The sequence below is a fragment of the Mesorhizobium montanum genome (assembly GCF_033977145.1).
GTDB classification, from domain to species: Bacteria; Pseudomonadota; Alphaproteobacteria; order Rhizobiales; family Rhizobiaceae; genus Mesorhizobium; species Mesorhizobium montanum.
Genome location: NZ_JAVIJF010000002.1, coordinates 155,407 through 176,619 on the forward strand (window position 1 = coordinate 155,407; position 21,213 = coordinate 176,619).

At 64.1% G+C, this 21,213-nt stretch carries 16 protein-coding genes; 10 read left to right on the forward strand and 6 right to left on the reverse strand.

Annotated elements, in window-relative coordinates; genetic code table 11:
* The first annotated feature begins 211 nt into the window (after positions 1-211).
* The 7 genes from RFM68_RS03120 (at position 212) to RFM68_RS03150 (ending at position 13,115) form a co-directional block, all read left to right on the forward strand.
* Positions 212-5,692, forward strand: a complete 5,481-nt coding sequence (locus RFM68_RS03120) for an alpha-2-macroglobulin family protein (protein WP_320231192.1) — start codon at positions 212-214, stop codon at positions 5,690-5,692.
* Between the two features lie 211 nt (positions 5,693-5,903).
* A complete protein-coding gene (pbpC, locus tag RFM68_RS03125; RefSeq protein WP_320231193.1) occupies positions 5,904-7,994 on the forward strand; it encodes a penicillin-binding protein 1C in 2,091 nt (696 codons plus the stop codon).
* A 187-nt stretch (positions 7,995-8,181) separates the two neighbouring features.
* Positions 8,182-8,979: a M15 family metallopeptidase gene (locus tag RFM68_RS03130; RefSeq protein WP_320231194.1), complete on the forward strand. Its 798-nt coding sequence runs from the start codon at positions 8,182-8,184 to the stop codon at positions 8,977-8,979.
* Positions 8,980-9,181: 202 nt separating this feature from the next.
* Positions 9,182-10,210, forward strand: a complete 1,029-nt coding sequence (locus tag RFM68_RS03135) for a sulfate ABC transporter substrate-binding protein (RefSeq protein WP_320231195.1) — start codon at positions 9,182-9,184, stop codon at positions 10,208-10,210.
* Positions 10,211-10,274: 64 nt separating this feature from the next.
* Positions 10,275-11,126, forward strand: a complete 852-nt coding sequence (gene cysT, locus RFM68_RS03140) for a sulfate ABC transporter permease subunit CysT (RefSeq protein ID WP_320231196.1) — start codon at positions 10,275-10,277, stop codon at positions 11,124-11,126.
* Positions 11,119-12,003: a sulfate ABC transporter permease subunit CysW gene (gene cysW, locus RFM68_RS03145; RefSeq protein ID WP_320231197.1), complete on the forward strand. Its 885-nt coding sequence runs from the start codon at positions 11,119-11,121 to the stop codon at positions 12,001-12,003. Before cysT ends, cysW begins: the two co-directional genes overlap by 8 nt.
* 71 nt (positions 12,004-12,074) lie before the next feature.
* Complete coding sequence (locus RFM68_RS03150; RefSeq protein WP_320231198.1) at positions 12,075-13,115, forward strand: sulfate/molybdate ABC transporter ATP-binding protein; 1,041 nt, start codon at positions 12,075-12,077, stop codon at positions 13,113-13,115.
* Positions 13,116-13,166: 51 nt separating this feature from the next.
* On the opposite strand, the gene RFM68_RS03155 is transcribed toward RFM68_RS03150, so the two are convergent.
* Together RFM68_RS03155 and RFM68_RS03160 are read right to left on the reverse strand one after the other, a co-directional pair.
* Positions 13,167-13,565 (reverse strand): type II toxin-antitoxin system VapC family toxin, encoded by a 399-nt coding sequence (locus tag RFM68_RS03155; RefSeq protein ID WP_320231199.1) that lies wholly within the window; start codon positions 13,563-13,565, stop codon positions 13,167-13,169.
* Complete coding sequence (locus RFM68_RS03160; protein WP_320231200.1) at positions 13,565-13,837, reverse strand: antitoxin; 273 nt, start codon at positions 13,835-13,837, stop codon at positions 13,565-13,567. Before RFM68_RS03160 ends, RFM68_RS03155 begins: the two co-directional genes overlap by 1 nt.
* Positions 13,838-14,067: 230 nt before the next feature.
* Here RFM68_RS03160 and RFM68_RS03165 point away from each other — a divergent pair, with 230 nt between their 5' ends.
* The 3 genes from RFM68_RS03165 to RFM68_RS03175 all read left to right on the forward strand — a co-directional run bounded on the left by RFM68_RS03165 (position 14,068) and on the right by RFM68_RS03175 (position 17,075).
* A complete protein-coding gene (locus RFM68_RS03165) occupies positions 14,068-15,054 on the forward strand; it encodes a sulfate ABC transporter substrate-binding protein (protein WP_320231201.1) in 987 nt (328 codons plus the stop codon).
* A 251-nt stretch (positions 15,055-15,305) separates the two neighbouring features.
* Positions 15,306-15,755, forward strand: coding sequence for an RrF2 family transcriptional regulator (locus tag RFM68_RS03170; protein WP_027167615.1), 450 nt, complete (start codon positions 15,306-15,308; stop codon positions 15,753-15,755).
* 174 nt (positions 15,756-15,929) lie between these two features.
* Complete coding sequence (locus RFM68_RS03175; RefSeq protein WP_320231202.1) at positions 15,930-17,075, forward strand: hypothetical protein; 1,146 nt, start codon at positions 15,930-15,932, stop codon at positions 17,073-17,075.
* 37 nt (positions 17,076-17,112) lie between these two features.
* On the opposite strand, the gene RFM68_RS03180 is transcribed toward RFM68_RS03175, so the two are convergent.
* The 4 genes from RFM68_RS03180 to RFM68_RS03195 are packed head-to-tail and all read right to left on the reverse strand — an operon-like array spanning position 17,113 to position 21,177.
* Positions 17,113-17,616: a gluconokinase gene (locus tag RFM68_RS03180; protein WP_320231203.1), complete on the reverse strand. Its 504-nt coding sequence runs from the start codon at positions 17,614-17,616 to the stop codon at positions 17,113-17,115.
* A 44-nt stretch (positions 17,617-17,660) separates the two neighbouring features.
* Positions 17,661-18,611: an ABC transporter permease gene (locus RFM68_RS03185; protein WP_430694816.1), complete on the reverse strand. Its 951-nt coding sequence runs from the start codon at positions 18,609-18,611 to the stop codon at positions 17,661-17,663.
* 44 nt (positions 18,612-18,655) lie between these two features.
* Positions 18,656-19,636: an ABC transporter permease gene (locus tag RFM68_RS03190; protein WP_320231205.1), complete on the reverse strand. Its 981-nt coding sequence runs from the start codon at positions 19,634-19,636 to the stop codon at positions 18,656-18,658.
* Positions 19,633-21,177 (reverse strand): sugar ABC transporter ATP-binding protein, encoded by a 1,545-nt coding sequence (locus tag RFM68_RS03195; RefSeq protein WP_320231206.1) that lies wholly within the window; start codon positions 21,175-21,177, stop codon positions 19,633-19,635. The genes RFM68_RS03190 and RFM68_RS03195 overlap by 4 nt, the downstream gene beginning before the upstream one ends.
* Between the last annotated feature and the right edge of the window lie 36 nt (positions 21,178-21,213).

Here is a 21,213-nt window from a genome sequence, read left to right on the forward strand (position 1 = left end):
ATCCAATTGTCTGAAATAGACCGGGCTTGGAATTCACACCTTTTGCATTTTCGCAAGAAAGTGTGATCCTTCTCACAGAGGTTCTGTCGAAATACCGGCCTTTGGCCGGCATGGAAACCGTTTGCGGGTGATAAACCTGCAGCGTTCCGGCGTTGACAAGCCTGAGCGAAGCTTGATCATGCCTGGACGCTGGCAATGTCTGGAGGGTGATGTGGCAATGCGCGCGGCTCGTGGTCTCTCTTTCCTTCTCCTTATCTTTTTCATCTTCAGCGGCACGGCATTTGCGGCCGAAGCCCGGCGAATCGTGACGATCGACAATTCCGATTATTTCGGTTTCGATCTTCGGTCTGAGCAGAATGTCAGCCTCGACCAGTGCAAGACCACCTGTCTCGGCGACCCTGCCTGCCGTGCCTTCACCTACAACACCAAGGCGAAGTGGTGTTTTCTCAAATCCGACTATAACCAGCTGAAATCCTTCACCGGCGCCGTCGCCGGCAAGGTCGCCAATGTCGATGGCGACCCCGATATCGGCGCCCCGCCGGCGCTGGCCTTCTTCCCGAACTGGATGGCCGACCAGGCCCAGCAGTTCCGCAACAAGCTGACGGATCCGGCCTATGACAAGCCGGCGGAAGGGCTTTCCGCCCTGCAGGCCGCCGCCGAGCAGGCGGCACTGACCGGCGACCATCGCCTTGCCATGCAGAAATACCAGGCCGCGGTGTCGGTGCTGCCCGACGACGGCGCGCTGTGGCTGGCGCTGGCGCGCGAGACGCTTGCCGTACAGCCGGCGTCAAACACCACCGAGCCCTCGACTTTCCCCACAAACGTCACATCAGCGGCCTTCAACGCCTATAGGCTGGTGCGCACCGCAAAGACCCGCGCCGAGGCGCTGGCGCTGCTTGGTGCCGGTCTCGACAAGCGCGACCTGTTCCGCCCGTCGCTGCAGGCCTATGAAGCGAGCCTGGCGCTGGTAAACTCGCCGGCCGTCCAGGCCGACTACGCCGACCTCAAGGCGCGCAAAGGTTTCCGCATCATCGAGCATACCGTCGATGCCGATTCCTCTTCGCCACGCATTTGCGCCCAGTTTTCCGAGGAACTGGTCAAGACCGGCGTCGACTATTCGCGGTTCGTGACCGTCGACAACGCCGCGCCCAAGGCTGTCGAGGCCAAGGACAAGCAGATCTGCGTCGAGGGCCTGGAACACGGCCAGCACTATGACGTGACCTTCCGCACCGGCCTGCCGGCCGCGATCGGCGAGACGATCGCCGCGCCCGTCGTGCTGTCGATCTACGTCCAGGATCGCGCCCCGTCCACCCGCTTCACCGGCGACAGCTTCGTGCTGCCGGCTGGCGCCCGCCGCGGCATTCCGGTCGTCACCGTCAACATGAACGCCGCCAAGATGACGCTCTACCGCGTCGGCGATCGTTCGCTGGCGCAGCTTCTGTCCGGCTATCAGTTCCTGCATCAGCTCGACGGCTATGACATTTCCACCATCTCGGACCAGATGGGCTCGCCCGTCTGGTCCGGCACGCTCGAAATTGCCAATGATCTCAACAAGGAAGTGACCACTTCATTTCCGGTCGATGAGGCGATCCCACAGCGCAAGCCCGGCGTTTACGTGCTGACCGCGCAGCCGGTCGACGACAAGGGCGACGACTATGGTTCGCGCGCCACGCAATGGTTCGTCGTCTCCGACATCGGCCTTTTCACCTACACCGGCCAGGATGGTCTCAACGTCTTTGCCCGTTCGCTGGGCTCGGCCAAGCCGATTTCCGGCACCGATTTGACGCTGCTTGCCAAGAACAACGAAATTCTGGGCACGGCGACCACCGACGCCGAAGGCCACGCCGTCTTTAATCCGGGCCTGACGCGCGGCGAAAACGGCATGGTGCCGGCCGTGCTGATGGCCAAGCAGGGCGACAACGACTTCGTCTTCCTCGACATGGGCAAGGCCGGCTTCGATCTGTCGGATCGTGGCGTTGAGGGACGTGCCTCGCCGGGCGCGCTCGACGTCTATGCCTGGACGGAGCGCGGCATCTACCGCGCCGGTGAGGACGTGCATGTCGCCGCCCTTGCCCGCGACGGCGCCGCCAAGGCGGTCGAGAACCTGCCGCTGACCTTCATCTTCACGCGTCCCGACGGCGTCGAGAACCGCCGCATCGTCAGCAATGGTGAGTCCGCCGGCGGCCATGCCGTCGACCTGCCGCTCGAGGCCAATGCCATGCGCGGCACCTGGACGGTGTCGATCTACACCGATCCCAAGCAGGCGGCTGTCGCCGGCCAGATGTTCCTGGTCGAAGATTTTGTGCCGGATCGCATCGAATTCGATCTGACCGCCGACAAGAAGGAGGTCTCTCAGGGCGAGACCGCCAACGCCACCATCGACGGCCGCTTCCTCTACGGCGCGCCGGCCGCGGGCCTCGCTCTCGAAGGCGAGACGACGCTCTCGACCACAAACAGCTGGGACAGCTTCAAGGATTTCAGCTTCGGTCTGGCCGACGAACAGTCGAGCGAGCCGACCGTGACGCCTTTCACCAACCTTCCCGTGGTCGGCGACGACGGCAAGGCGACCTTCCCGGTCACGATCGACCAGTTGCCGTCGACCACCAAGCTGGTCAATGCCAAGGTCACAGTGCGCATGCGCGAAGCCGGCGGCCGCGCCGTCGAGCGCTCGCTCGATATCGGCGTTCGCCCGCAGCGCGATGTCATCGGCGTTCGCCCGGATTTCGAGGGCGATGAGGTGCCGCAAGGCGGAACCGCCAAGTTCACCATCATCGCCGTCGATCCGAATGGCAAGCGCGAAGACCTGAAGGGCGCCCAGTGGTCGCTGGTCAAAGTCGAGCGCAATTATCAATGGTACCATTCCAACAATTCCTGGAACTACGAGGCGGTGAACCTCACCAAGGCCGTCGCCAACGGCGCGGTCGACCTGAAGGCCGACGGCGAGGCGACGGTGTCGCTACCCGTCGACTGGGGTCGTTACCGGCTCGAGGTCGAGACCGCCGATCCGGATGGTCCGGCGTCCAGCTATGAATTCGACGCCGGCTGGTACGTCGCCTCGACCACCACCGAGACGCCCGATGGCCTGGAAATCGCGCTCGACAAGGATAGCTATGCCGCCGGCGAAGTCGCCAAGCTGAAGGTCTCGCCGCATTTTGCCGGCGAACTTCTGGTCACCATCGGCGCCGAAAAGCTGCTGAAGACCGTCACCGCCTCGGTGCCGGCCGGCGGCAGCACCGTCGATATCCCCGTCGGCGAGGACTGGGGCGCCGGCGCCTATGTCACGGCGACGTTGTTCCGCCCCGGCGACGCGCAGGAATCGCGCATGCCGGCCCGCGCCATCGGCGTCAAATGGCTTTCGGTCGATCCGGGCTCCAGGAAACTGGCGGTCACGTTGACGCCACCGGAAAAAACCTTGCCGCACCAGCAGCTGTCGATCCCGATCGCCGTCGACGGCGCCCAGGCCGGCAGCAACGCCTATGTGATGGTGGCGGCCGTCGATGTCGGCATCCTCAACCTCACCAACTACAAGGCGCCCGATCCGGAGGACTGGTTCTTTGGCCAGCGCATGCTGGGGCTGGATATCCGCGATCTCTACGGCCGCCTGATCGACGGTTCGCTCGGCACCACCGGCAAATTGCGGACCGGCGGCGACGGCGCCAACATGCAGGCGCAAGGCAGCCCGCCGACCGAAAAGCTGGTCGCTTTCTTCTCCGGCCCGGTCGAACTCGATGCCAACGGCAAGGCGCGGGTCGACTTCGACATCCCGCAGTTCAACGGCACCGTGCGCGTCATGGCGGTCGCCTGGACCAAGGATGCGGTCGGCCATGCTCAGACCGACGTCATCGTGCGCGATCCGGTGGTGATCACCGCCGGCCTGCCGCGCTTCCTGGCGCCGGGCGATGCCGCGACCATGCGCCTCGACATCGCCGACACCGATGGCCCGGCCGGCGATTATGCGCTCTCGGTCACCACGACCGGCGATCTTTCGACAGGCGACAAGCCGTTGCCCGGGAAGCTGCCGCTCGCCCAGGGCAAGCGGCAGTCGCTCACCTTCCCGCTGGTCGCCAAGACCGCCGGCGACGCCTCGGTCACCGTCAAGCTCGCGCATGCCGACGGCACCGAGGTCGAGCAGACGCTCTATCTTCCGGTGCGTCCGGCACAGCTTCCAATCACCAACCGCATGGTTGTCGACCTGAAGCCCAATGGCGGCTCATTGCGTGTCAACAAGGAGCTACTAGCCGCAAGCGTGCTCGACGGCGCTTCCGTCAGCGTCGGCGTTTCGCAGTCATCGGCCCTCGACGTGCCGTCGCTGCTGATGTCGCTCGACCGCTACCCCTATGGCTGCGCCGAGCAGACCACCAGCCGCGCCATGCCGCTTCTCTACGTCAACGACATGGCCAAAAGCATCGGCATGGAAAGCGATCCGGATCTGCATGGCCGCATCCAGGACGCTATCTACAAGGTCCTGTCCTACCAGGCGGCAAGCGGCAGCTTCGGCCTTTGGGGTCCGGGCTCCGGCGATCTGTGGCTCGATGCCTATGTCACCGAGTTCCTGACCCGGGCGCGCGAGCAGAAATACGATGTGCCCGCGCTTGCCATGAACCAGGCGCTGAACAACCTGCAGAACTCGCTTGGCTACGACCAGGACGTCCAGGATCGCGGCAGCGAGATCGCCTATGCGCTCTATGTGCTCGCCCGCAACAAGAAAGCCTCGATCGGCGATCTGCGCTACTATGCCGACACGCAACTCGAAGCCTTCTCCAGCCCGATGGCGGTCGCGCAATTGGCTGCAAGCCTCGCGCTCTATGGCGACACGCAGCGTTCGGAAGCAACCTTCCAGACGGCGCTGCGGCTGGCGCAGTCGGAATCCGACTATGACTACTACCGCTCGGACTACGGCTCGCGGCTGCGTGATGGCGCGGCGATGCTGGCGCTGGCGGCGGAATCGAAGCCGGCGCCCAGCATCATGCCGCAGTTGATCAAGCTGGTGGGAGTGGCACGCGCCGATGTCCGCTGGACAAGCACGCAGGATGAATCCTGGATGCTGCTTGCCGCGCGGGCGCTGCGGGAAGGCAATGATTCAATCAGGCTTTCCGTCAACGGCACGCCGCATTCGGGCGGCTACTCCGACCAGGTCGCCGGCAGCGACCTTATCGACAGCCCGCTTACCATCGCCAACACCGGCACGACGCCGCTGCAGGCCGTGGTGACCGCGGTGGCCGTACCGGTCGAGCCGCTGCCGGCCGGCGGCGACGGCTTCACCATTCAGCGCACCTACTACAAGCTCGACGGCACTGAGGCCAACGTCACCGAGGCCAAGCAGAACGAGCGCTACGTGGTCGTGCTCAAGATCTATGAGCAGAACAAATGGCCGTCGCGGCTCTTGATCACCGACCTGTTGCCGGCCGGCTTCGAGATCGACAATCCGAGCCTGGTTTCAAGCGCGCAATTGTCGAACTTCTCCTGGCTGGCGCAGACCGACGCCGCGCATCTGGAGTTCCGCGACGACCGCTTCGTCGCCGCCTTCAACCCGAATGAAGGCGACCGCAACCGCAACATCACGCTGGCCTATGTCGTGCGCGCCGTGACGCCGGGCACCTACGCCCATCCGGCGGCAACGGTCGAGGACATGTACCGGCCGCAATACTCGGCCCGCACCGCCACCGGCGTGATGGAGGTGAAGGCGGAATAAGGCGCTGAGGAAATATGGACAGGACGATGGCGCTGCCCCTCATCCGCCTGCCGGCTCCTTCTCCCCGCATAGTGGCGGGGAGAAGGAGACTGTCGCGATTCCCGGCACCCGTTCCGCAGCGCTGGAGAGTAGCGAAATCTTCGGCGCGGACCCCTTTCTCCCCGTCACTATACGGGCAGAAATGCCCGGCAGGGCAATGAGGGGCGGCACCATGTTCTCCGGGAAATTCCTGCGTCGAACGGCCATCGCCGGGATTTCTCTGGCCGGCTTGGCGTTGCTTTCTCTCGCTACCCTCTGGGAACTCGACCGCGCCTTCCCGCCGCCACTACCGGCAAAGCTGACCGTCTCCACCGAAGTCCAGGACCGTGATGGCCAGCTTCTGCGCGCCTTCGCCACGCCGGACGGTTACTGGCGGCTCGAAACCCGCCTCGATCAGGTCGACAGGCAATTCATCGACATGCTGGTCGCCTATGAGGACAAGCGCTTCTGGGATCACCGGGGTGTCGACGTCCTGGCGCTTTGCCGCGCGGCCGGCCAGCTCGTCACCAGCGGCCATATCGTCTCGGGCGGCTCGACCTTGTCGATGCAGCTTGCCCGGCTGATCGAGCCGCGCGACAGCCGCAGTCTCGGCTCCAAGATCAAGCAGATGCTGCGCGCCATGCAGATAGAGCGGCGGCTGTCCAAGCGCGAAATCCTCGAACGCTATTTGACGCTGGCGCCTTATGGCGGCAATCTTGAGGGGGTTCGCGCCGCCTCGCTTGCCTATTTCGGCAAGGAGCCGAAACGGCTCACCGTTTCGGAAGCCGCACTCCTTGTCGCGTTGCCGCAATTGCCGGAAAAGCGCCGGCCCGACCGCAACCTCGACATCGCCCATGCCGCGCGCGACCGGGTGCTCAACCGCATGGTCTCGGCCGGCCTGCTCGGCGACCGTGAAGCCGCGCGCGCCGCGCTCGACGATGTTTCCGGCCTGCGCATAAAACTGCCGGCGCTGGCGGCGCACGCCTCCTATGCCATGCTGCCCAAGGCTGTGCCCGGCAAGCCGCTGCAGCTCACCATCCGCAAAAGCGTGCAGCAAGGACTGGAGCAGGTCGCAAGTGATGCCGCCGGGAAGCTCGGCCCAAAGCTTTCCGTCGCCATGGTGATGGCCGATGCGCGCACCGGCGACATTCTCGGCGAAGTCGGCTCCGCCAATTTCTTCGACGCCAGCCGCTCCGGCTGGATCGACATGACCAAGGTGGTGCGCTCTCCCGGCTCGACGCTGAAACCCTTCATCTACGGACTTGCCTTCGAGCAGGGGCTGGTGGCGCAGCAGATGATCATCGAGGACAGCCCGGCCGATTTTGGCGGCTATCGTCCGAAGAATTTCGACATGGGCTACCAGGGCGATGTCAGCATCCGCCAGGCGCTGCAATTGTCGCTCAATGTGCCGGCGATCCGGGTGCTCGACGCGGTCGGTCCGGCACGGCTGACGGCGCGGTTTCGCCAGGCCGCCGTCAACCCGATCCTGCCGGTCAACGAGGCGCCGGGCCTGGCAATCGGGCTTGGCGGCGTCGGCGTGACTTTGCGCGACCTGGTGCAGCTTTATACGGGGCTCGCCAATGGCGGCAAGATGCATACGCTGCATGACGGCACCGAGCCGGCCGATGCCGAGCGCATCACCGCCACCATCCTTGACGACCAGGCGGCCTGGCAGATCGACGACATCCTGTCCGGCGTGAAACCGCCGAAAGGCGCCATGCAGCGCGGCATTGCCTACAAGACCGGCACCTCCTACGGCTATCGCGATGCCTGGTCCGTCGGCTTCGATGGCCGCTACGTTCTGGGTGTATGGGTCGGCCGCGCCGATGCCAGCCCTGTCCCCGGTCTGTCGGGCTATGTCTCGGCCGCGCCGATCCTGTTCGAAGGCTTCGTCCGTTCCGGCCTTGCCAGCGTGCCGCTGCCCAGCCGGCCGCCGGGCGTCTTCAATCCCAAGCGCGAAGAATTGCCGGTAACGCTTGCCCGCTTCGGCGCCGGATCGGACGGGCTGGTGCAGGCCACCGCCACCGAGCCGGCGCCGACCATCATCTTCCCGCCCAATGGCGCACGCGTCGATCTCGGCACCAATTCGGCCGATGCCACGCCGCTGGTGCTGAAAATGCAGGGTGGCCGGGCACCGTTCCGCTGGCTCGTCAACGGCAAGCCGCTCGCCGGCATCGACCGCCGCCGCACCGCAACCTGGCAACCCGACGGCACCGGCTATTCGACGCTGACGGTGATCGACGCGGCCGGGCGCGCTGCCAGCGTGAAGGTTTTCGTTGAGTAGAATGCGGCAAGCGATTCAGGGGATTGCGCTTCTTTCCTTTATGTTAGGCGCGAGGCACCCCCCTCTGGCCTGCCGGCCATCTCCCCCTCAAGGAGGGAGATTATTCGCTTCGCTGCCTCCGCCTATCTTCAACTTCAGAAAGGGAGAGCCGGCGCCGAAGCCGCCAATCTCCCCCCTTGAGGGGGAGATGCCCGGTCCACCCTCCGTAGCTGCAGCGCAGCTGCTGCGGAGGACGGGCAGGGCAGAGGGGGGCGCCGCGCGCCGACCTTCGTTAGTAGCGTTCATCGCAACGCTACTAGCTCTCCTACCCGCAATCCCCTCCTCAGCCCACTCTGATCCCCTCCCCGCCGGCTTCGTCAGGCTCGCCGATATCGACCCGACCATCCGCCAGGATATCCGCTACGCCGGCATCGAGAACTTCCTGCACCGTAGAGCCGATGGCTACGACGCGCCGGTCTGCATCCTCACCGCGCAGGCGGCGAAGGCGTTGTCGAGCGTCCAGAAAGCAATGACAGCCAAAGGCCTGACGCTTGTCGTCTTCGACTGCTACCGGCCCGCACGCGCGGTTGCCGACATGGGCAGATGGACAAGCCAGGGTGGCCCGTCCGATCCGCAATGGTATCCGAAGGTCGAGCGCGGCGATCTCATCGCCAAGGGCTATATCGGAGCGTTGTCCAGCCATTCGCGCGGTTCGACCGTCGACCTTGCGATCGCCGAGGTGGACAGGAAAAGCGTGACGCATCCAACCTGCGGTGCGCCCGATGCCGCCATGCTTGATTTCGGCACCGGTTTCGACTGTTTCGACCCGATGAGCGAGACGGCGCACCGTCCTCTTCCGGTCGAAGCGGCCGCGAACCGCAAGTTGCTGCTTGCCGCCATGCGTGCCGCCGGCTTCCGCAACTATGCGCGCGAATGGTGGCACTTCACCCTGGTCAAAGAGCCTTTTCCAAAACAGCGTTTCGATTTTCCGGTCACCGCCGATTAACGCGCCCGGGGCTTGTCCTGACTCCGACCGCTCCTAATTAGGCCGGCTGACGCGGAGCCCGTCGGCGCCACCAGGGGAAATCATTTCCTGGATTGACCCCATCCGGCGAAAAATTGCTTCAAGCAGGCGAAAAAGGGCAACATTCAATGCATCCAATTTCTATAAACTCGGTAGAGTTCGCGGCAGTTCAACGGAGGCGGAAATGACCAAACCTCATTTCACGAAACTGCTCGGCGCGCTGGTCGCCACATGTGTCCAGTTCGGCACGCTCGGTTTCGCTTTTGCCGACACGACCATCCTGAACGTGTCCTACGACCCGACACGTGAGCTCTATAAGGCCTATGACGAGGCTTTCGCCGCGCACTGGAAAGCCGAGACCGGCGAGACGGTCACCGTCCAGCAATCGCATGGCGGATCGGGCGCCCAGGCCCGTGCCGTCATAGACGGCCTCGACGCCGACGTGGTGACGCTGGCGCTCGAAGGCGACATCAATGCCATTGTGTCGAAGTCGAAGAAGATCAATCCCGACTGGCGCAAGAAATTCGAAAACAATTCAGCGCCTTACACCTCGACCATCATCTTCCTGGTGCGCAAGGGCAATCCCAAGGGCATTCACGACTGGAGCGATCTGGTCAAGGACGGCGTGCAGGTGATCACGCCGAACCCGAAAACCTCCGGCGGCGCGCGCTGGAACTATCTCGCGGCTTGGGCCTATGCCAACGCCCATGACGGTAATGACGAGGCCAAGACCAAGGAATTCGTCGGCAAGCTCTATGCCAACGCGCCGGTGCTCGACAGCGGCGCCCGCGGCTCGACCGTCACCTTCGCGCAGAAGGGCCTGGGCGACGTCCTGATCGGCTGGGAGAACGACGCCTATCTGGCGCTCGACGAATTCGGCGCCGACAATTTCGACATCGTCTACCCGCCGACCTCGATCCTGGCCGAGCCGCCGGTCGCCGTCGTCGACGCCAATGTCGACGCCAGGGGCACGCGCAAGGTGGCTGAAGCCTATCTTTCCTATCTCTATTCGAAGGAAGGCCAGGCCATCATCGCCAAGAACCATTATCGTCCGGCCAAGCCCGAACTGGTTTCGGCCGAGGATCTCGCCAAGCTGCCGCAGATCAAGCTGGTTACCATCGACGACCCGCAATTCGGCGGCTGGAAGAAGGCGCAACCTTACCATTTCGGCGACGGCGGCATATTCGATCAGATCTACAAACCGGCCCAGTGAAGGCCGCGCCTTCGAAATGCCGAGTGCAATCGGGTTGAGTTAAGAAGGGACGATCCAGAACAGCATGACAACAGCGCCCGCTAAAGCCGGGTGGCGGTTCAGACAGCCGAGCGTCATTCCGGGTTTCGGATTGACGCTCGGCTTCTCGCTTGCCTACCTCACGCTCATCATCCTCATCCCGCTCTCGGGGCTCATCTGGCGCTCGGCGGCACTTGGCTGGACCGATTTCTGGGCTTTAGCCACCGACCAGCGCACGCTCAGGGCTCTCGAGATCAGCTTTGGCACGGCCTTCATCGCCGCCGTGGTCAACGTCGTGTTCGGCTCACTCGTCGCCTGGGTGCTGGTCCGCTACCGTTTTCCCGGCCGCCGCGTCGTCGATGCCATGGTCGACCTGCCTTTCGCGCTGCCCACCGCGGTCGCCGGCATCGCGCTCACCACCCTTTATGCCCCGAACGGCTGGATCGGTAAATTGCTGATGGCGCTCGGCCTCAAGGTCGCCTACACGCCGCTCGGCATCGTCGTGGCGCTGATTTTCATCGGCCTGCCCTTCGTCGTGCGCACCGTCCAGCCGATCATGGAAGAGATCGACAAGGAGGTCGAGGAAGCCGCCGCCACGCTCGGCGCCAGCCGCTTCCAGATCATCAGCCGCGTTCTCCTGCCCGGCCTGGCGCCCGCCATCATCACCGGCTTCTCGCTCGCCTTCGCGCGCGGGGTCGGCGAATACGGCTCGGTCATCTTCATCGCCGGCAATCTGCCCTACAAATCCGAGATCGCGCCGCTTTTGATCGTCATCCGGCTGGAGGAGTACAACTATCCCGCCGCAACCGCGATTGCCGCGATCATGCTGGCGCTGTCCTTCGCGATGCTGCTCGTCATCAACCTGGTGCAGACATGGAGCCGCAAGCGCCATGGCTGACCCCGAGATCAAATCCTATGAGCCGCTGCACGAGAGCCGGTCGGCCGCGGTCACCGAAAGCCGTCCCGTCCGCATCACGCTGACGATCGTCACGCTCGTCTTTCTCGGCGTCTTCCTGCTGTTGCCGCTGATCATCGTGTTCAAGGAGGCCTTCGCCAAGGGCGTCAGCGCTTACCTGGCGTCGCTAAGCGATGCCGACACGCGCTCGGCGATCCGCCTGACGCTCTTGGTGGCGGCGATCTCGGTGCCGCTCAATCTCGTCTTCGGCCTTTCCGCCGCATGGGCCATCGCCAAGTTCGAGTTCAGGGGCAAGGCGTTCCTCACGACCCTCATCGACCTGCCCTTTTCGGTCTCGCCTGTCATCTCCGGCCTGGTCTATGTGCTGCTCTTCGGCGCGCAGGGCTTGCTCGGCGCATGGCTGAAGGCGCATGGCATCCAGATCCTGTTCGCAGTGCCCGGCATCGTTCTGGCAACGGTGTTCGTCACCTTCCCCTTCGTCGCGCGCGAGCTCATTCCGCTGATGCAGGAACAGGGCAATGGCGACGAGGAGGCAGCGCTCTCGCTTGGCGCCAGCGGCTGGCAGGCCTTCTGGTATGTGACGCTGCCCAACATCAAATGGGGGCTGCTCTACGGCGTGCTGCTCTGCAATGCGCGCGCCATGGGCGAGTTCGGTGCGGTCTCGGTGGTGTCCGGTCACATACGCGGCCTCACCAACACCATGCCGCTGCATGTCGAGATCCTCTACAATGAATACAACGCCGTCGGCGCCTTTGCGGTCGCTTCGCTGCTCGCCGGCCTGGCGCTGGTGACGCTGGTCTTGAAAACGCTTCTCGAGATGCGCTACGGCGCCGAGCTTGCCGCGACGCGCGGGCACTGAAGAACAGCTGTCGCCCAAAAGTACCTGGCGGTTTTGGGACAACGACGGCATCAACGAACTGAGGAATTTGCATGGAAGTTCGCGTCGTCAACGTGCGCAAGGAGTTTGAGCGGTTTCCGGCGCTCCACGACGTGTCGCTCGACATCAGGTCCGGCGAGCTCATCGCGCTGCTCGGGCCGTCGGGCTCCGGCAAGACGACGCTGCTTCGCCTGATCGCCGGCCTGGAGCGGCCGACCAGGGGCGCGATCTTCTTCGGCGACGAGGACGCTTCGCAAAAGTCGATCCAGGAACGCAATGTCGGCTTTGTCTTCCAGCACTACGCCCTGTTCCGCCACATGACGGTGGCCGACAATATCGGCTTCGGCCTGAAGGTCCGGCATGGCGCCGCGCGGCCGTCGGCCCACGAAATCCACCGCCGGGCACTGGAACTGCTCGATCTCGTCCAGCTGTCGGGGCTGGAAAAGCGCTATCCGGCGCAGCTCTCCGGCGGTCAGCGCCAGCGCGTGGCCTTGGCCCGCGCCATGGCAATCGAGCCCAGGGTGCTCTTGCTCGACGAACCGTTCGGCGCGCTCGACGCGCAGGTTCGCCGCGAACTGCGCCGCTGGCTGCGCGAGATCCATGACCGCACCGGCCACACAACCGTGTTCGTCACGCATGACCAGGAAGAGGCGCTGGAGCTCGCCGATCGCGTCGTGGTCATGAGCCAGGGCCGCATCGAACAGGTCGGCACCGCCGACGATATCTACGACACGCCGAACTCGCCCTTCGTCTACTCCTTCATCGGCGAGTCGAGCTCGCTGCCGGTCAAGGTCGAAAATGGCGAGGTCTGGATCGCCGACCGGCCGATCGGCCTGCAGGCTCCGCATGCGCCGTCCGGCGAGGCAGTTCTCCACTTCCGCCCGCACGATGTCGACCTGCTCGACGGCTGCAGCGGCTGTATCGCCGGCACCGTTGCCGCGAGCCGCCGCGTTGCCGGCACCCGTAGGGTCGAGCTCGAGGTCGGCGGCGAGCGCCAGCGCGTCGAGATCGAGCTGCCGGTCGACCATCCCGCGGCGCAGAAGAGCCGAGTAGCTTTCAGGCCGCGGCGCTGGAAGCTTTTCCCGGTGGCTTGATAGAGCGTTCCAGGAAAGTGTGAAGCGGCTAGAGTGGTCGCGCGTCGAGCGCTACCCCAGCCAGTTCTCGACCTTCAACTTCCTGATGCGGGTGAACTCGGCCGTGTTGGCCGTAACCAGCGTGATGCCCGACACGCAGGCGTGAGCAGCGATAAAGAGGTCGTTGTGGCCGATGGACTCGCCCCTGCCCTCCAGTTCGGCACGGAGTGCGCCGTACTCGGCGGCCACCGGCACATCAAGCGGTAGGACGGGAATCTCAGCCAGCAGTTCCTCGACCTTCTTGATCAACTTGGCCGATCCCTTCTTGGCACTGCCATACCGGAGTTCCGAAGCCACTACGATGCTGGTGCATACGGCAGCATCCCCCTCGCGCGCCACTGCGCCGGCGGCCTTGCCGGCCGGGTTTCGGATCATGTCGCTTATGATGTTGGTGTCGAGCATGAACCGCATCAGAAAATGTCCTCGGATTTGACGGGACTATCGCTGATCTCGGGGAAGTCATCTTCAGTATCGAGCGGGGGTTCCTTCGCCCATTGGGCGAGCAGCGCCGTGAGACCCGATTTACGAACCGGCTCGATGACAAGGCGGTCGCCTTCGCGGTTAATCAGGACCTTGTCCCCGGGGAACTCGAACTCGACGGGGATCCGCACCGCCTGGCTGCGGTTGTTGCGGAACAGCTTTGCCTCCTTTGGCGGTGTCGTTGCATGGCGGCGCCGGGTCATCGCGACATCCCTGTATATGCCTTATGTATATGCCAATGCGTTGAAATGTAACCTTTGCTTCTGACATCGGCGCAAACAGGGACTCTTCCTGGAACGAAATCCTAACAACTGACTGTCCCGGCGATGTCTTTTCTCGCCGCTACGCCGTCGGGCTGGCGCGCATGTCTCGCCGCGCATCAGGGTCACGGTTATCATCAGTTAGTTAGCATATTTTGTCGGAGCCTGTTTTCATGAAGCGTCTATTGCTCGGCTTCGCAGCTTTTGCCGGTCTCGTCCTCGCATCCTCCCAAGCCTGGTCGGCCGACAAGCTTTTGAATGCATCCTATGACGTCGGCCGCGAGTTGTTCGTCGACATCAACAAGGCCTTCGCCACAGGGCATCCCGGCATCACCATCGATCAGTCGCATGCCGGCACCTCGGCGCAGGCGCGCGCCATCGCCGAAGGTCTTGGCGCCGATGTCGTCACCTTCAACCAGGTCACCGACGTCGACTTCCTGGTCAAGAAGGGTCTCGTCACAGCCGACTGGCAGAAGGATTTTCCAAACAACGCCTCGCCCTTCTATTCGCTGCCGTCCTTCCTGGTGCGCGCCGGCAATCCCAAGCACATCAAGGATTGGAATGACCTGGTGCGCGACGATGTCCAGGTGATCTTCCCCAACCCGAAGACATCGGGCAATGCGCGCTACACCTATCTCGCCGCCACCGCTTACGCCGAGGAAGCCTTCAAGGGCGACGACGCTAAGGTGAGGGAGTTCATCACCAAGCTCTTCAACAACGTGCCGATCTTCGACACCGGCGGCCGCGCCGCCACCACCACTTTCGTCCAGCGTGAAATCGGCGACGTGCTGATCACCTTCGAGTCCGAGACGCGCGGCATCCGCAAGGAATATGGCGACGACAAATTCGAGCAGGTCACGCCCTCGGTCAGCCTGCTGGCCGAGTTCCCGGTGGCGATCGTCGACAAGGTCGCCGACGAGCATGGCAGCCGCGATCTCGCCAAGTCCTATCTCGATTTCCTCTACACGCCCGACGGCCAGGACATTGCCGCCGAGAACGGCCTGCGGGTTCGCGACGCGACGGTCGCCGCCAGGCACAAAGCCGACTTTCCCGACGTCCGCCTGCTGACGGTAGAAGAGGTGTTCGGCGGTTGGGACAAGGTGCAGGAAGAGCATTTCGCCGCCGGCGGGCTGCTCGATCAGGCCTATGGCAGCCGCTGAAAAGACTCCACAATCAGGAAGAGCAAGGAAGCCGGCTTTGCCGGCTTTCTTCATGCAAGCGGGGCTGCATGAGCTCGCAAGGGAAATCACAGCCCCAACGTGAAAAACGTTACGAAGAATCAACGCGTTTGTGGCTAAGTTGCACCGGCAAATTGTTGGTCCAGGGGGCGTTCGGCGGTCGAACTGTCATGATTTGCACACAAACAACCGCCAGATGCAGGCGCATTGGGGTTTGATGAACTGAATCGGGCATGCTGACCAAAAAAGGCAAATACGGCCTCAAGGCCCTCGTGCATCTTTCCAGCCTGCCGGCTGGCCAGCTTGCATTCGTCAACGACATCGCGGTCGCCAACAACATCCCGAAGAAATTCCTTGATGCGATCCTGGGCGAGCTGCGCAATGCCGGTTTCGTCCAGAGCCGTAAGGGCAAGGAAGGCGGTTATCGCCTCGCCCGGCCTGCTTCCGAGATCAAGATCGGCCATGTCGTGCGGGTGCTTGATGGGCCGCTGGCGCCGATCCCTTGCGCCAGCCGCACGCAGTACCAGCGCTGCGAGGACTGCGACGAGGCCACCTGCCAGGTCCGCCACATGATGCTGGAAGTGCGCCAGGCAATCGCCGAGGTGCTCGACAATCGCAGCCTCGCCGCCATGCGCGACGCCGACAACGATGATTTCCCGGCAGAGCTCACGTCCCAGATTTAAAGCAGGACCAGATCTAAAGCAGGACAAGTGTGCTTGGGCTCGGCGACTTCGCCGTCGCCTTCCGTCCGCAATTGCGCCAAACGAGAAGCCGCCTTGCCCTGACTTGTCGCTCTCGGTTGCCAGTCTACTGCGGACGCAGTAAAGCGGCTGGAGGATGAAACAGGGCTCTGACGCATGAGGCTGCCTTGGCTTGGCAATTCCCGCAAGGCCAGCCGGCAACCATCGTCCAGCGACATCTTTCACACTGAGATCATCGCCGACGTAGCGGTGCCGGAGCGCGCTGAGTCCGTTCGCTTCTTCAGCCGCAAGGTCGTCCGGCCCGGCAAATTGCGTGGTTTCTCCAATCGGGACCTGCGCGAGAGCCTGCTGTCCTGCTTCTATCTCGGCGTCGCGGCGATGCTGCCGGTCTCTTGGTGGGGACCTATCTGCGGCCGGGTGTCCGGGCTCAGGCGCAAGCGCCATTTTCGTAAGGAGTTCGCCCGCTACGACGTCGCGGTGAAGGCGGTGCTCAGCGATGCCGTCGACACGCGAAGCATGTTCGAGGCACAACTAGCCGCCGTTCACCGCCGACGGCTGATGCCTGCGGCGCATCTCGTTGCCGGCTGGCGATGGTCGCCGGCGATCCGGCTGGAAGGCCTCGAGGCTCTGCAAGAGGCCATGCGCAACGGGCGCGGCGCCATCATATGGTGCGACCAGTTTACGGCGCAGACGATCATGGGCAAGCGCGCGCTTTATGAAGCCGGCGTCGCTGCCCATCAGGTGAGCGCGCAGTTCCATGGCTTCTCGCCGAGCAAGTTCGGCTTTCGCGTCATCAACCCACCGCTGGTCAAGGTCGAGAACCGCTTCCTGAAAAGCCGGATCGTCTTTGAGCGCACCGACGCCTACCAGGTCACCACGCGCATCCAGAAGGTGCTGAAGGCGAACGGTGTCGTGCTGATGACCAACACCGTCTATGCCGGCTCCGCCTTCGCCGAAGCCGCCATGGGCGAACATGGCTGGACCCACCTCGCCTCGGCGCCGGCCAACTTTGCCGCGCGCGCCGGCGCGGCGCTGTTTCATATGGCGACCATCGAGACGCTCCCCTTTCGCCAGTATCGGGCGATCGTCAGCGAACTGAACGCGGGCCTGCAAGCGCCCGCGTCGCCGGCAAAGGACACAACGGCGAAGAACCTCACTGTCCAGGCGGGATACATCCTGTCGAAGCGCGACCATATGCTGGAAACGCTCAAGCTCTGTCCGGAGCAGATGATGGCCTGGTCGAGCGCCAGTCGGCTCACCGAGCGCCCGGCCGAAGCCTCGATCGGCAACGATGGCGCCTGAGGCCTCCGAACGGCTCCAAGAGTCTGTTGAGATGCACCTAGCCGGTGATCTCTTTCAGGATCCCGGCAACACTCCGCGTTCCATCGACCGTCACCGCGCGTTCGTCCGCGGCAGGTTCTTCCAGCGTGGCGAACTGGCTGTCGACCAGGCTTGCGGGCATGAAATGGCCTTTGCGATCGGCAACCCGTCGCCAGGCCGTTTCGCGATCGATCTTCAGATAGAGGAAGACGATGCCGGGGCGGAAGCGGCTCAGCCGGTCGCGGTAGCCACGCTTCAGCGCCGAGCATGCCGCCACCGCTTTCCGCCCGCCGGCAACGGAGGTCGCGATATGCTCGCCTATGGCGTCGAGCCAGCCCTCGCGCAGCGCGTCCGTCAGCGGCTCGCCACGCGCCATACGCGCCACGTTCTGCGGCGGATGCAGCCGGTCTCCTTCGATGAAGTCGGCGCCCAAGGCCTTGGCGAGCGCCTCGCCGACGGCCGTCTTGCCGCACCCCGCAACACCCATCACGACGATGGCCGGCGCCGTCCGAAGGTCGTTCATGCCAAGCTCCGGGATCTGCGGTTTTGCGCTCACCTCACCCACGGTCAGCGGCTGGCCGGCGCGCGCCCGTAGAGGAGAAGCATGGCAACGATGACGACACCATAGATGATTTGTCGCCCCGCCTCCGGCATCTGCATGACCGAGAGGATGGATTGCAGAAGCGTGATCAGGATCACGCCCGCCACCGTGCCGAGATAGGAGCCGCGCCCGCCAAGGATCGACGTGCCGCCCAGCACGACGGCAGCGATCGACGGCAGGAGATAGGCATCGCCCATCGACTGCGCCGCCTTCGAAGCATAGCCGGCCAAAAGCACGCCACCAAAGGCCGACAGACCGCCGGAGACGGCGAAGGCGATCATCACGATGCGGCGCGTGTCGATGCCGGAAAGGTAGGCGGCGCGCTCGCGGTTGCCGATGCCGTAGACGGCGCGGCCGAAGCTGGTGCGGGTCAGCGCGAATACCATCGCCGCGCCGATCAGCGCCCAGATGATGACGGCGTTGGGAACGCCCGGAATGGTGAACCCGGTTGCCAGATAGCGCATCGCCACCGTCGCCGAATCCTGTGGCGAGAAGCCGCCCGTGTAGACCACCATCAGCCCTTGCGCGACGGCGTTGGTGGCAAGCGTAATGATCATCGAGGGGATGCGCAGATAAGCGACGCCGATGCCGTTGACGATGCCGATTCCTACGCCGCACAGGACGCCGAAGGGGATGGCTAAAGCGACCCCGGCCGGCCCATAGGCGGCGGCCGCGCAGGCCATCATGGCGCCTGCCGCCACGGCCCACGGCACGGAGAGGTCGATCTGACCGAGCAGGATGACCAGCATCATGCCGGTGGCGATAACGCCGAGGAAGGACGCGACCTTCAACTGCTGCAGGAGATATTCCGGCGAAAGGAAGCTGCGCGAATAGAGGCTGCCGAGGAAAAGCAGCAGCACGACGCAGGCAAAGGCGGTGACCACAGCCGGATCGGCACGTCGCAGAAACTTGGGCATGCGGCCGGCGATGCCGCCCACGATGCCGCCAAGTGTCGTCTCGCTCACGGGAACCACTCCAGCCGGTTGCGTACCCGAAACAGCGCGAAGGCGCCGAGGCTGACCGCGATCAACAGGATAACGCCCTGGAACAGCGGCTGCCAGAGCGGATCGAAGTCGAACACGAACAAGAGGTCGCCGATGGTGCGGAAGGCGAGCGCGCCGAAGATCGCGCCGATCGCGCTGCCCTTGCCGCCGAACAGCGACACACCGCCAAGCACGACGGCAGCGATGGAAAACAGCGTGTAAGCGTTCCCGCTCGCATAAGCCGCCTCGCCGGTATAGGTGAAGAAGGTCAGGAACAGGCCGCCGATGGCCGCAAGCAGGCCGGCAAGCGCGTATGCCAGAAACTTGCCCCTGCGGATCGGAACGCCTGACATGTAAGCCGCCGTCTCCGATGAGCCCGCCGCATAAGCGGCGCGCCCGAGTTCGGAGCGGCTGAACGGCACCCAGACGACGAGCACGACGACGAGCAGCGCCACGAGGCTCGCCGGCAGAACCCCGAAGAAACGCCCCGTCAGGAAATCGGCAAGGTCCTCGTTGACCGAGCCGCCCGGAGCGGGGCGCAAAAGCAGCGCCAGACCGAAAAAAACAGCACCCGTGGCGATGGTGGCAACGATCGGCTGCAGCCTGCCGTAGATGACGATGACGCCGTTGACCGCGCCGCAGAGCAGCCCGGTGCCGAGCACAGCCAACACACCTAACGCCGTCTCCAGTCCGGTGCCGATCACCAGCCACGAAGCCATGCAGTTGGTCAGCGTGAAGATCATGCCGACCGAGAGATCGATGCCGGCGGTGATCACCACCAATGTCTGCGCCATGGCGACGAAGGCAAGCAGCACGCCCTTGTTGGCGGCCGTCTGCACGACATTGGCCGTGAAGCCTGCCGGATGGTTCGCGCTGTAGATGGCGAACATGACGATGAAAATGCCGAAGGCCAAGAGCGTTCCGCGCTGCTCGGCCAGCCAGTAGCGCCAGTCCTTCACGCCTTGCCTCCTAGCTCGATGCGGGAGTTCTCGCCGTGGATGTTCAGCGCGCTGGCGATCAGCGCGTGCTCGGTGATGTCCGCGCCGACCAGTTCGCGCTTGACGCTGCCGTCATAGAGCACGAGCACCCGGTCGCAACAGCCGATCAGTTCGTCATAGTCGGTCGAATAGAACAGGATCGCGGCGCCTGCATCCGCGAGTTTGCGCATCAGTTGGTAGAGCTCCTGCTTGGTGCCGACATCGATGCCGCGCGTCGGATCGTTGAGCAGGATGATGCGCGGTTGCCGCATCAGCCATTTGGCGATGACGACCTTCTGCTGGTTGCCGCCAGAGAGCGCGCCGACAGGAATGTCCAGCCCCGCCGTCTTGATCGCCAGCAATCCGACCATATCGTCGATCAGGCGCTGCTCCGCGGCGCGATCGATGATGCCGCTTTTCGCCAGCCGGTCGAGAGCCGCGAAGGACAGGTTTTCGCGCACCGTCATAGGCAGCATCAGGCCCTCGGTCTTGCGATCCTCGGGGATCAACGCCATGCCGACGCGGTCGTCGCTGGCGGCGCGCGGACTGGAGATGGAAACCGGCTTGCCGTCGATCAGCACTTCGCCGCGCAGGCCGCGCAGCACGCCGAAAAAGGCAAGCAGCAACTCGCGCTGGCCCTGCCCGTCGAGGCCGCCCAAGCCCACGACTTCCCCTGCCCTGACGCTCAGCGAGATATTGTCCAGCCGGTCGGCCCAGGAGAGGTCGCGCGCCTCGAGCACCGGCGTGGCGGTCGGGGCGGAACCGGGTTTCGGGGGGAAGATATGGCTGTATTCGCGGCCGATCATCAACTCGACCACCTCGTTGTCACTCTTCGAGCCCGCGGGATAGCTGGCGACATTGCGGCCGTTGCGAAACACGGTGCAATGGTCGGCGAGTTCCGCGATCTCGTTCATGCGGTGCGAGATGTAGAGCAGCGCCAGCCCTTCCGAGCGCAGCCGCTTCAACACCTCGAAGACCTTGGCGACAGCGGCCGCCGTCAGCGCCGAGGTCGCTTCGTCGAGGATCAGGATGCGCGGCTTCCTGGCCAGCGCCTTTGCGATTTCCACCATTTGCCGGCGCGACAGCGGCAGGTCCTTGACCAGGGCACTCGGATGGATATCGGAAGCGCCCGCGCGCGCCAGTGCTTCTTCCGCAATGCGCCGCTGCGCCTTGCGGTCGATCATGCCGAAGCGTTTCGGCGGATCTGAAATGACGATGTTGTCGGCGACGCTCAGTTCGGGAATGAGCGACAGTTCCTGGAAGATGCAAACGATGCCGGCCTGATTGGCCGCGGCTGGCGAGGCGAAACTCACCTCGCGGCCGCCCAGCGTCATGCGTCCTTCATCCGGCGCGACGACCCCCGCCATGATCTTGATCAGCGTCGACTTGCCGGCACCGTTCTCGCCGAGAATGGCGTGGATGCTACCGGCGGTGACTGTCAGGTCAGCCTTTTCCAGGGCCCTTACGCCGCCATAACGCTTGGATATGCCTTCCATGCGGAAGAGCGGAGCCGCGCCGTCCATCAACCCTCCCAGGCCAGTTCGCGATTGGCATCAGGT